10 protein-coding genes are annotated in these 11,746 nt (G+C 42.9%); 4 read left to right on the top strand and 6 right to left on the bottom strand.

The annotated features are described in order from the left end of the window. Positions 1–122: 122 nt before the first annotated feature. A complete protein-coding gene (locus CLV25_RS09020) occupies positions 123–1,193 on the bottom strand; it encodes a sialidase family protein (RefSeq protein WP_207895614.1) in 1,071 nt (356 codons plus the stop codon). A gap of 243 nt (positions 1,194–1,436) precedes the next feature. Here CLV25_RS09020 and CLV25_RS09015 point away from each other — a divergent pair, with 243 nt between their 5' ends. The 3 genes from CLV25_RS09015 to CLV25_RS09005 all read left to right on the top strand — a co-directional run bounded on the left by CLV25_RS09015 (position 1,437) and on the right by CLV25_RS09005 (position 3,775). Beyond that, positions 1,437–1,922 (top strand): hydrolase, encoded by a 486-nt coding sequence (locus CLV25_RS09015; RefSeq protein WP_131839316.1) that lies wholly within the window; start codon positions 1,437–1,439, stop codon positions 1,920–1,922. 105 nt (positions 1,923–2,027) lie between these two features. Then, positions 2,028–2,624, top strand: a complete 597-nt coding sequence (gene sigZ / locus CLV25_RS09010) for an RNA polymerase sigma factor SigZ (RefSeq protein WP_131839315.1) — start codon at positions 2,028–2,030, stop codon at positions 2,622–2,624. 83 nt (positions 2,625–2,707) lie between these two features. Then, the gene (locus tag CLV25_RS09005) at positions 2,708–3,775 is read left to right on the top strand and encodes a permease (protein WP_131839314.1); all 1,068 of its coding nucleotides are present in this window, start codon (positions 2,708–2,710) and stop codon (positions 3,773–3,775) included. Positions 3,776–3,834: 59 nt separating this feature from the next. Here the strand turns inward: CLV25_RS09005 and CLV25_RS09000 are convergent, their stop codons facing one another. Next, complete coding sequence (locus CLV25_RS09000) at positions 3,835–4,110, bottom strand: helix-hairpin-helix domain-containing protein (RefSeq protein ID WP_131839313.1); 276 nt, start codon at positions 4,108–4,110, stop codon at positions 3,835–3,837. Between the two features lie 1,158 nt (positions 4,111–5,268). Here CLV25_RS09000 and CLV25_RS08995 point away from each other — a divergent pair. Further along, the gene (locus CLV25_RS08995; RefSeq protein WP_131839312.1) at positions 5,269–6,888 is read left to right on the top strand and encodes an RluA family pseudouridine synthase; all 1,620 of its coding nucleotides are present in this window, start codon (positions 5,269–5,271) and stop codon (positions 6,886–6,888) included. 59 nt (positions 6,889–6,947) lie between these two features. Here the strand turns inward: CLV25_RS08995 and CLV25_RS08990 are convergent, their stop codons facing one another. The 4 genes from CLV25_RS08990 to CLV25_RS08975 form a co-directional block, all read right to left on the bottom strand. Continuing rightward, positions 6,948–7,487, bottom strand: a complete 540-nt coding sequence (locus CLV25_RS08990; RefSeq protein ID WP_131839311.1) for a hypothetical protein — start codon at positions 7,485–7,487, stop codon at positions 6,948–6,950. A gap of 42 nt (positions 7,488–7,529) precedes the next feature. Beyond that, positions 7,530–8,402 carry an ImmA/IrrE family metallo-endopeptidase gene (locus CLV25_RS08985; RefSeq protein WP_131839310.1) on the bottom strand — a complete coding sequence of 291 codons (873 nt, stop codon included), beginning with the start codon at positions 8,400–8,402 and terminating at the stop codon, positions 7,530–7,532. A gap of 66 nt (positions 8,403–8,468) precedes the next feature. Then, positions 8,469–9,698: an McrC family protein gene (locus CLV25_RS08980; protein WP_131839309.1), complete on the bottom strand. Its 1,230-nt coding sequence runs from the start codon at positions 9,696–9,698 to the stop codon at positions 8,469–8,471. Next, positions 9,698–11,722 (bottom strand): McrB family protein, encoded by a 2,025-nt coding sequence (locus tag CLV25_RS08975; RefSeq protein ID WP_243649615.1) that lies wholly within the window; start codon positions 11,720–11,722, stop codon positions 9,698–9,700. Before CLV25_RS08975 ends, CLV25_RS08980 begins: the two co-directional genes overlap by 1 nt. Positions 11,723–11,746: the final 24 nt, after the last annotated feature.

Here is an 11,746-nt window from a genome sequence, read left to right as displayed (position 1 = left end):
AAGAAAGACCCCGTAAAGGAGTAATGCTCCATCCAAAGCTTACGTCTAACTATAAAACAGGCTACCATACGCCCTCCGAATCTGCTTTCGGGGGGCTTTTTACATATTAAGCAGCTCTACCCCTACAAATATTCCTGCTTAACGAGCTTAGCATCGTTGGCACACCTAACCACAACCTGTGCATACTTGAAATTTTGTCGATTATAGGTATAAATAATATGCACAACTCCTCTACTATCATTAATGATTGCCGGGTAGCTGAATTCACCTTCTGGCTCGTTCTCTAGCGTCTGCAGATGACTCCAATGTCGTCCATCTTTCGAGTAGGCCAGCTCTAGAACGTTACGCCCGTTAAACCAATCTTTACCGCTTAATAACGGGCTATTAACCAAAAGAAAGCAGGAACGATTAAGCCTCACCGCATCGATGCCTGAGTTGGGATTAAGCACCGACAGCGTATCCATCTTTTGCCAAGTATTGCCCCCATCGTACGACCAGCTTTCGACAATACGGTTTTGTCGACTTCGCATCAATGCCTGAACGGTATCAGCATTATGAGAAAGCAGCGTTGGTTGTATAACCCCAAACTTCGACGCCGAATCTATTGGGATCTTCCGCCATTGCAGGGTTGCTTCATTATACAGCTCGACATGCGACATCCAACGGTTGTCCATTATGGTTTCTACGCTCGATGGGCACAACAGAATACCCTTGCGTACCTCGATGGGCTTATTCTTTATTGGCCCCAAGAAACCTTCAGGAAGGGCATGAGGTTTGCTCCAGCTGTCTCCTTCATTTTTTGAGGTAATCATATACCCTTTCCACTCGCGAGGATTCTTTCCTACCTTATAGAATAGGTATAGCATTCCACTTTTGCTCTTATACAGAACAGGATTCCAACAAGGCAGCGTATCTTTCCCCTTAACAACAGGTAAAGCAACACGCTTGGGCTTTCCTTGTACCGGATAAATTGTACAACAGTATATTGAGACATCTTTAGCTCCCTCGTAGCTACCACCAAACCAAGCAGCGATAATCTTCCCGGGCTTAACTTCGGCCAATGTGGCAGCATGGCATGCCTTAGTCGGCATCGAATCTAAAAGCAATCTTTCGCTATACCGATTTACGATAGGTTGTTGAGCAGCAGCACCGCACCAGCAGGCCAATACCAGAAGGAGAAACATCGCTCTCATAGGGTTATACTTTAAGTCAAAAATCATTTTACCAGTACTAGTAGCTGCTAATCCTTTATATTGGGTACATTTAAGCAGCCACAATTCGCAATGTAAAGTACTAAAAAAGGAGCCGAAGTTGCCAAAATAGATGAAAGATATACGCTAAGCAATTCCCGTTACTTTACTTCAATCTCCAAATTTGAATCCTTCATCAGCAATACCTAAATTAGCACTACATTACAAATCTAAGGAGGATCAACCATGACTACTACCAATGCATCAGAATCAATATGCTGCCCACCATTCGACCCAACACCTTGGGACGACAAGGTTGTTGAGTGGGAGAATAAGAAGTTTATAAAAGATAAGGTATGCACCCTATTCTACATGCCCCTCAACTTCGGCAAAGTGATGAAGCGGATCTTTGATGTATTCTCTAAGGCGAGCGCCGATGTCCCAGATTATCTCTGCCTCTCCGATCATACCTCACGATGGAATATGGACATCTACCTTGCAACTGATAGGGAGATTTCCGGTGCAGAGAATACCACCATAAGCGGCAAGTTCTACAGCAAGGTGTACGAAGGTCCATTTAAGGATACCGGCAAATGGTGTAAGGATTTCGAGAGTGTTGCTAAATCGAAAGGATACGCCATTAAAAAATGGTACATGTGGTACACCACCTGTCCAAAGTGCGCAAAGAAGTATGGAAAAAACTACGTAGCCATCCTTGGTCAGATAGAGTAGCGTTATTCCATCCAGCATTATATTTTAAGGGGGGATAATGCTGGACCCAAACCACAAATGTCTTTCGGTATACAAGCCTAACCTCACCCCAAGTATTTTATTGCTATGGACACAATATACACCTTTCGGAATACAGAAGAGCTTTGGACCCTATTTAACGATAGGCTAAGGGCATTTATCATTAGCAAAGTAAAAGATGAGTCTGTAGCCAACGATATCCTGCAGGAGGTATTTCTTCGAATTCACCAAAACATAGATAAGCTCGAGGATCAGAGCAAGGTACAATCATGGATATTCCAGATTGCACGAAATGCTGTTACCGACTATTTCAGAAAGGCATCCAAATCGTCTCAATCTAACGAGACCTTCGACCAGGAAGAGGAGAGTAAAGATTACTCCATTTTCGATGAGGCCGTAAGAGATATGGTTAGCATGATGAACCGAATGCCTCCCGAATACTGCGAAGCGCTATGCCTCACCGAACTCGAAGGCTTGAGCCAGAAGGAATATGCCGAAAAGATTGGCATATCATACTCGGGGGCAAAGTCGCGCGTACAACGGGCACGAACAATCCTAAAGGATATGCTTATGGATTGCTGCCACTACCAGTTCGACAAGTATGGAACGGTTTTAAGCATACACCCCAAATGCTGTTGCTGCTGTCATCCTACTAAACGCAAAAGAAAAAATACGGCAAAGTAGCATCTCAAAACTTGCGTCCTTTTTTAAGGCTCTACGTCTATGGTGCAAACAAAATTTAATGTAGAACCTTAAAACCCTATTTTATGGATCAAGTTCTTAGAATTGCAGAGTTCATTCTTAGCTCATTCCTTCACATCTGGCCCTATCTGCTCATCACCATTCCTATCTCGGTAGCGGTAAACGTATCGGGAGCATCACGATTCATTACCAAAGCATTTAGCAAAAATCCGCTGGTTGCTATCTTTTTGGCAACTATTGTTGGAGCATTTAGCCCCTTCTGCTCGTGCGGAGTTATCCCGGTGATCACCTCACTGCTCATTGGGGGAGTTCCGCTTGCTCCGGTTATGTCGTTTTGGATTGCATCACCATCAATGGATCCCGAAATATTCTTCCTGAGTACATCGGTTTTAGGATGGCAGCTGGCTATTTGGCGATTGGCATCAACGTTTGCAATAAGTTTGTTGGCGGGATACATCACCTACTACGCCACTCGCAAAGGATATATTGGCGAAGAAGTGCTTAGGGTTGATAGAAATACCAGAATCCCCAATCTATTAGATGCTTTTATCCATAAAATTAAGCAATACCTCATCGGTTCGAGAAGAGTTGAAGTCGTCCTTCAACCTGCCGATTCAAAAAACATTGCTCCGGTAATAAAATGCTGCTCTACATCGGCACCATCAACGGCTCCAGCCTCACCAAAAACAGAATGCGGATGCTCGAAGAAAACTACCACCCAAACGCTATCGCTCTGGGAAAAGATTCTCTCCGAAACAAAGAAGTCGGTTTGGATGGTTGTTAAGTTTATGTCGTTAGCCTTCCTTATAAATGCGCTAATAACATTTTACATTCCTCAAGATGCGCTGTCGAAGCTGCTGGTGGGACATGGAACAAGCTCGGTTATTATCGCCACGCTTGTAGGAATCCCTGCCTACACGAGCAGCATTACGGCAATGCCGCTTGTTGGTGGACTGCTAGCTTTAGGCATGAGTAAAGGTGCTGCACTGGCTTTTCTTATTGCAGGTCCAACAACTACGCTACCTGCAATGGTGGCTGTGTGGGGAATTGCCAAACGAAGGGTATTTATCCTCTACCTATCATTCGTGCTATTGGGCGCTATGCTATTTGGATTGCTATACAATGTGGTATAAATCCATAAATGTAGTAGGGGCAGAATTTCTTCTGCCCCTACTACATTCTTCATTTGATACTATCTCCTATCCTTCCAATTCCACCACTTAAGCAGTTCACCATCCTGCTTATCCTTTGGCGTTTCGGCATAGTACACCGCACAGCGGAAAACGTACAGCAGGCACCGATCCTGTACTGTACCAGCAAGCCTATTCGATAGCTCATAGAGCACCTCGGGGTCTTTACCCACCAAATCTGAAACATTGCGAATTCCAATACCCCACAAATCGTTGGCAATCGACTTGCCTACCCCCGGGATTACGGTAAGCGTCTTTGCTGAATGCTTTTCGTCCATTTTCGTATCAAGCTAAGGTTATCGTTCTGTTTTTATTCAATGTAAGTTCCAAACCGCTTGGCAAAGACCATTATAAAACAATAGCAAGATTAACCTCTACGAGGTAAATAGCTAGTTTATGGAGGTCTTCTACAGTTCCTGATGTCCTACGGACAAAATTTGAACTGCAAAGATACCGCGTAGCGGTTGTCGTCTTGTAGCACACCAGTTCTTCACCTATATTTTTCTCTGTAGGAGATATACAATAACATGCTAGACAAGTGCTAAGTTAGAAACACTCTACAACCGCAAAGCAACCAACGGCATGCAACCCAACCAACGGCATGCAACCCAACCATAAAGCAGTAACCACCCTCCGTAAACACCGTGGCATTGCCACACCATCTCCGTCGTGGGTTCTGTTCGAAGCGGACGAAGCAACCACAACTTTTCGTAAAGCGCCAAGTCCTAAAGCGCGAGCAAATCTTTACAGAAAAAGAACATCCCACGCCGAAGTCTGCAAGTTAAGCCACGACAGCCTTTCTTTGTTTCGTTTCTTTTGGCCACAAAAGAAATGAAAAGAAGCGACCATTAAGAATCAATTATTTTCACATGAAATGAAAAGGAGAAATTACCCTCCCCTTGCCTCCCGTCCAAACGGGAGGATAACGTGCTACTATTAAACTTAGCACTAGCATACTTCATAAAGAAACACTCTACAACCGCAAAGCAACCAACGGCATGCAACCCAACCATAAAGCAGCAACCACCCTCCGTAAACACCATGGCGAAGCCATACCAGACTGGCACGAATCCTGTTTGAGCGAGCGGAGCATCTACATATTACTTTCAAAGAGTAGACCTAGACTGGCAAGATACGCAGCAAAGTTAGACAACGTTGTACCGCGACCGAGCGAGTTAATTCGTGCAGGATTTTTCTTTGTTTCGTTTCTTTTCATCCCTGAAAAGAAATGAAAAGAGGAGACAAACATCCCACGCCGAAGTCTGCAAGTTAAGCCACAACTGAAGACTTAACGTCTTGATAAGTGCGTCTTGATACGTGTGTCTTGATACGTGCGTCGTGATACGTGCGTCGTGTGTCGTGATACCAGATACAATAAACCCGGTGCCTCCGTATCTCTGTGTTTAAATCCCCTACAAAAAACCTACCTTTGCCCCATGCTCAACCATTTTACCACCACAACCAGCCATATCGAACTCCCCAAACAATTCCTTTCGCCCTTTACCGGCGAACCGCACCCGATATGCGTATTGGCAGCCAACGAGGTGAAAACGTACCTCGAACAGCAAGCGCAGTGGCACGAAGAAATCCAGCAAGGAAAGATGTTTGGCGTTCTGGTGGTAAAGGAGAGCAACGGACAGCTAGGCTACCTTGCCGCCTTCTCCGGGAATCTGGCAGGGAAGAACCACCATTCCTTCTTTGTTCCCCCGGTTGCCGATCTGCTAAACCCCAACAGCTTCTTTAAGCAGGGCGAGCAGGTTATCTCCTCCATAAATCGGCAAATAGCCCAGATGGAGCAGAGCACCGAGTTTACCAACCGAAAGAGCGAACTAGAACAGGCGAAGCAAAAGTCTATCGAAGAGATTGCCGCCGCAAAAGCCGCGCTAAAAACCTCGAAGGCTGCGCGAGAAGAGCGCCGCACCATGCACCCATCCGAAGAGGAGCTGGCAGCCCTAGTTCGCCAAAGCCAGCACGAGAAGGCCGAGCTAAAGAGACTAGAGAAAAGATGGACAGCCACTATCAACGAGCTGCAAGTCGAGTACGACCACTACGCCCTACCCATAGAGGAACTAAAAGCAAAGCGAAAGATGCTCTCTGCCGATCTTCAGCAAAGGCTCTTCGACGAGTTTCAGCTGCTCAACATACGCGGCGAGGCAAAGGGACTGGTAGAGATCTTCGAGAACACCGCCCAGCGCGTTCCACCAGGAGGTGCCGGAGAGTGCGCCGGACCTAAGCTACTCCAGTACGCATTTGCGAACAGCCTTACCCCCATTGCCATGGCAGAGTTCTGGTGGGGTAGCTCGCCCAAAACGGAGATCCGCCACCACGGGCACTACTATCCTCCCTGTAAGGGTAAGTGCGAGCCCATCTTAGGACACATGCTGCATGGGATGGACGTAAAATATCCCGGGAGAAAAGCCGAAAGCCCCTATCCCCCATCCCTCGAAGTTATCTACGAGGACGACTGGCTGCTGGTAATCAACAAGCCCGCGGGGATGCTCTCTGCCCCAGGAAAGACTGGCGATAAATCGGCAGTGGAGCTGGCAAGCGAGCTGCTGCTAAATGGTCGCGAAGCCTTTTTGGTACATCGCCTCGACATGGCCACCTCCGGCTTGCTGCTTATTGCAAAAGACAAGGAGGTGTACAAGCAGCTTCAGTCGCAGTTCCAGCAGCGCAGGGTACGGAAACGCTACATAGCCATCCTCGATGGCGTGCTGCACAACGAAACAGGCACCGTCGAACTCCCCTTACGTCTCAATCCGCTCGACAGACCTCGACAAATGGTTTGCCACCAGTACGGCAAGCCCTCAACAACCCAATATCAGGTGCTAGAGCGCCGCAACGGACAAACGCGCGTAGCCTTTTACCCGCTAACGGGCCGCACCCACCAGCTAAGGGTACACTCCGCCCATCCCCATGGGTTAAGCTGCCCAATTGTTGGCGACGAGCTCTACGGCTCCAAGTCGAACCGCCTTTATCTCCATGCCGAATATCTGGAGTTTATCCATCCTGTAAAACAAAGTGTTATTAGGTTGGAAAAGTTGGCGGGGTTTTAGGTTGAGAAACCAAAAACATAATAGCGTGCTAACCATTATGTTTACACCTCATACAGCTCTTATGTACACGGCCTAAGAAACTCACTATACTCTTCGCGCAGCTCACTGGTAAACTTTTTCAACGCTGCAAGGTTGCTGCTTACGGTAATCTTTAAGCAACCTCCACTTTCTTCGTCTTCAAAGAAATCGCTTCCAAGGCCAAACGTAATCTCAACATGTTGAGACCAAAACTCTGCTAAGGCATTAATATAAGCTTCATTGTTGCGATTAGAATCACTCCTCCACTTGGCTAAGGTGTAATCTTTACGCTCGCTCCAGGTTTTACAATCAATGTAGACAATTGGGGGTTCAAGCGTTTCGTAGCTGCTGCTTTCTCCTGTTGTACATACCTGCTCGAAAAAATTAAGAAGATGCGAATATTCGGAAATGCATTCGGTGCTGGTAAAAATTCCCGACCTATACTTATCCCTTAAAATTTCCGGATTAACAACATTACTCCCCTTCCACTTAAGCTGAAACGAGTAAACAATATCATCGCAATTATCTCTCCCGTAAAAATCAATCGATACTTCTGTACTACCACTTTTAAGTTTAGCCATAAGTTATTCTTAAAGCATTTTTATGTCATAAAATCCTTAATACTAAAACAAAGACATTTGATAGCTACCAATGGGTACATTTTCCTCTTCAAATTCTATGCTCAGCATTCTAAAAGGTTCTATCATACCCTCAATTCTACCAACTGCTTTTACAATTAAGTCTACACTAATTTCTTGTAGATGCTTTGGTTCTACATTATATATGGCTAAGTAATCCTCCGAATTTACATCCAATCCTAATCTTTTTAAAAAAAGGTAAGCTACTGATTCTGCTTCTAACTCTTTTAACCGCTTATCAAGGTTGAATCGTAAAGGGTATTTTTCGTTTTCTCTCTCCTCTAAATGCCCTAGAAATAAGTGACCTAATTCGTGTATTAATGTCGAGAACTGTACTACTTGATTATCTTTACGATTGACAACAATATCATACTTTAGTTTTTCTTTTGGTGTAATGTATCCAGACTCTCCCAATCCTAGATAATCGTTTTTTACATCTATTCTTATCTTCTCGCACTCCTTTACAAGTTTTCTATACCATTCTTCTTTAAAGGTACCAGAAACTCTTACGAAAAATCTATCCCATTTAGGCATTTCGCCTCCTTCAGTGTCTTCAGCATCATAAACAAAGAGCACCGGATGCATTGGAGCCAAAATGACCATTGGTCTTGAATCTGGTTTAATTTGTCGATTGAATACTTTTTCCCAATGTTTTTGAGTGGCATAAAATTCACAAGTAGGCTTCTGAGTGAATACGAGCATATTATTAAAAGGCTTATACACCCTAAATTTTGCAATAAAATCCAGCATTTCTATGAACGAAGCATTGTTCTTTAAATGCTCACACCGCCTTAGTAAATTATCCAAACTCTCATTTGCGGTTTGACGATAGCTTCTGTTCGTTTTTTTCTTTCCCATATTCAAACACCCAGTTAATCAAATATTGATCATCCATTTATATCGGATAAAAAAATTGCTATATGCTTAATTACTCAATTCACACTTTCTCAATATCACGTCCCCAATGCTTAAGTTTAGAGTTTTATCTTCATTTAAAATATTTACAAATCCCATCTTACACCTATTTACTCCATCTCTACCTTTATGAAAAGCACCCGACATCTCTATTTCGTCTTTAATCGAAGGATAAAGCAACATACTCATGGGGGCATCCCAATACATATTGTAGGCGTACATCTGCTTTAAATCGGCATCCGAAGGATTACCTGGATCTACTATTTTCCACTTGGTATCAACTATAAATACCTTCCCGTCCTTCTTTATAACTATATCTGGTCGGATAGCCTTACTATTCCAGAACTTTTGCTGCTGTTGAGGGAGTATCTCAACACCATCCTTCTCCTCCCTTTTAAGCATTCGGTACACGTACTCCTCCCAGAGCTTATTCATATCAAAAAGCAGGGCAATCATACCTTCGCTACCGTTCTTTATATCGGGCGAGTAGTTTAGTATAATCATCTTAGCAATTTTCAGGGCCTCCTCGTAGGGCTTAGTCTTGCGGTTAAGCCTTACCTGCTCAAAATGCTTTTCGTTAATTACTTTTTCTACTATTTCAGGGAAATCGAGCAGCAGACGATTTATCTTATCCTTTATAAACGGATTGCACGAAACCCTCGATAGCACCCTAATGCCACAGAGTAGAATTTGGTTAAGTAGGTGTTCCTGATCGTACACCTGATGCTCAGTATAGAATCGCTCCTTATGTATTAGGTTCTGCTGTATATGCCTACCAAAGCATATACGCCCCTTTAGCGCGCTTACGTTCGATGCCTCCTTCCGATACCTCTTCACCAAGCCTTGATGCAGCAGCTTAGCCACCTCATCGAGGTAGTTATTAAAGTAGAGGTCAAGTAACGAGTTATACCTCCGTTTAAGGCTAGCATCCGACACCGACTCCACCTTTATATGGTTGCATACGGCCAACATCTTAAGCAGCACCTTCTGCCAGCAATCGTAGTCGTTATCTGTTTTCCTATCTATCTTAGGCAGTATCTCTATGGTAGTACCGCCAACCTGCAATACGCCTACATAGCTTCCAAACTTTACCCCATTACGGGTGGGGGTAAAATACTTCCCCCCACTATCATCGTTTAGCTTATATAGCGCATCCAGCACCTTGGTGTCTAACCGCCTCTCCTTCGAAGCATCGGTCGTGCTTAAGGTTTCATACTCAAATACCCTAATAGGCTCCATTACTTAGCTGCCGTATTAGATGTATATATGCTCTTAAAATCCCAAACCATTGAATCCTTTGAATCCTTTGGATACTTTATGGCATACACGCATCTCTCCTTCAAATCCTGTGCAATCTGAGAATCATAACCACTAAATGCAGCAAACTCAAATCCTCCATTCACCTTCTCGACAAACGAATCGCCTAGCACCAGCCCAATCTTACCAATGTCGCCAAAAAAGTACTCCTCCAGCAATGGAATTACCTTATTACGGAAGGCTTCTTTTAAATCATCTTCGGACTGAACATTTATAAAATAGGAATGTCCTATTCTATGATCCTTATCTATCAACTTCTCTATTCGTTGGTTAATCTTCGTAAGCATTAAATGGAGATTAACCCCGCCAAATTCATCCAACGGAAATTTATCTATTTGCTTTACATCTTTACCTTCATTTTTAAAATCTTTCCAAATCGACTTTCTTGTATTCCAAATGGTTTGACTTGCACCTATAAAATCAAGCAGTCGTTTTTCTTCTTTTACATAATCCGGATTTTCCCATTCAATCTTTTTATATTTCCAAAGTAATGACCAAAACATATAGTTTGGAGCAAGCATCTCTGGTTTTGGAGCCATTTCCTCAAAGTGAAATCTGCGACGCAAAGCAGTATCCAGCGCCTCAACGCTACGGTCTGCTGTATTCATTGTACCTATTATGTATAGGTTATCAGGAACTCCAAATTTCTTCTTGCTATATGGAAGGGTAACCTCAAGCGCCTCGTCGCGTCCAATACGCTTATCATCCTCAATAAGTGTTATTAACTCGCCAAAGATAGAAGAGACGTTACCTCTGTTAATTTCGTCTATGATAAGTACAAATTTGTCCTTCACTTTTTGTTTTTTTCTACGCTCTTCAGATACTTCGACCTTCTGTTTAACGTAACCAAAATCCGCTTCCAATGCAGCAATAACCCCCTTAAAGTAACCTTCCCATCCAACAAACATATCCTCACCATTTATCTGTCGTTGAATATTTTGTTTTGTAAGGGTACCCTGCTGCTTTTTTTCTGATCCTGTATACAGTGTTAAGTTACCGTTCGAATTAAGCGAAATTTCAAACTGTTTCCCTGTTGGAGTACTTAAGGTAAGCCTATCAACCTCACTCAGTTTCTTTTGCAATTTATCGTATGAGATATTAAAATCTCCTTGGTTGGGAGTATTTGCTGTAACGCATATTTGTTTAAATATACCGTCTTGCACCTCATACTCAACCTTACCATTTTGTGTAATTGGCTTTATCCCCTCAATAAAATCCTCGTAGCTCATATTTTGGTGGAAGGTGGAGAAAACAATTTGCCCAGCCTTTACTAGCCTATCGTACTCTTTCTTTACCTCATCTCTCTCCTGATTCAAGTTAAACTGAGGGTTGATAATACTAATTGCCTTGTTTATGGTATTGTAGGTTTTCCCTGTTCCAGGAGGGCCAAAAAGTATTTGGTTTAATGGATGGTTCATTTGTTTTGTTTCAATTTTATTAGGTATAGCTACATTATGGTTAGGTTGAAAATTGGAATCTATTATTTGCCTTAATCTATCTCCTATTTCTTTATCAACATAGTAAAGGTTGTCCATTAATTTTACAACAAGTTCCTGAACATTATATAGATTGTCATCTAATGGAAATTTTTCACGAACTAAAATATGCTTCTTTTTAATTTTATTTGTTAATTGACCTTCATCTATATGCACATACTTATTTCGTACCTCATATAAAGACAAACCATCTATTCTATTTTCATCTAAATCATTAATAAGATTCCAAAATCTATAGTATTGATCTGCCTCTTCAAAATGCACCTCTATTGAACATGTATCAGGATTATTATTACGTCTAAATTCATAATGACACAACTTTGAACCAATTAAACCTCCATTAACCTTATCTCCAATCCAAAAACAATTCTTTCCATTATGCGTAACTTGAAACCGATCATCCCTATTAATAGCATCCCGTATAGCGTTTAGAACTTTCTCAAAATCCATTCTACCAGTTTTATTTAAGTTCGA

It is taken from the genome of Acetobacteroides hydrogenigenes (genome assembly GCF_004340205.1).
GTDB classification, from domain to species: domain Bacteria; phylum Bacteroidota; class Bacteroidia; order Bacteroidales; family ZOR0009; genus Acetobacteroides; species Acetobacteroides hydrogenigenes.
This window is presented reverse-complemented; position numbering and strand designations above follow the sequence as displayed.

Coding starts and splice junctions, on each gene's coding strand:
- CLV25_RS09020 (WP_207895614.1), bottom strand. CDS start 1,193: ATGAGAGCGATGTTTCTCCTTCTGGTATTGGCCTGCTGGTGCGGTGCT.
- CLV25_RS09015 (WP_131839316.1), top strand. CDS start 1,437: ATGACTACTACCAATGCATCAGAATCAATATGCTGCCCACCATTCGAC.
- sigZ (WP_131839315.1), top strand. CDS start 2,028: ATGGACACAATATACACCTTTCGGAATACAGAAGAGCTTTGGACCCTA.
- CLV25_RS09005 (WP_131839314.1), top strand. CDS start 2,708: ATGGATCAAGTTCTTAGAATTGCAGAGTTCATTCTTAGCTCATTCCTT.
- CLV25_RS09000 (WP_131839313.1), bottom strand. CDS start 4,110: ATGGACGAAAAGCATTCAGCAAAGACGCTTACCGTAATCCCGGGGGTA.
- CLV25_RS08995 (WP_131839312.1), top strand. CDS start 5,269: ATGCTCAACCATTTTACCACCACAACCAGCCATATCGAACTCCCCAAA.
- CLV25_RS08990 (WP_131839311.1), bottom strand. CDS start 7,487: ATGGCTAAACTTAAAAGTGGTAGTACAGAAGTATCGATTGATTTTTAC.
- CLV25_RS08985 (WP_131839310.1), bottom strand. CDS start 8,402: ATGGGAAAGAAAAAAACGAACAGAAGCTATCGTCAAACCGCAAATGAG.
- CLV25_RS08980 (WP_131839309.1), bottom strand. CDS start 9,698: ATGGAGCCTATTAGGGTATTTGAGTATGAAACCTTAAGCACGACCGAT.
- CLV25_RS08975 (WP_243649615.1), bottom strand. CDS start 11,722: ATGGATTTTGAGAAAGTTCTAAACGCTATACGGGATGCTATTAATAGG.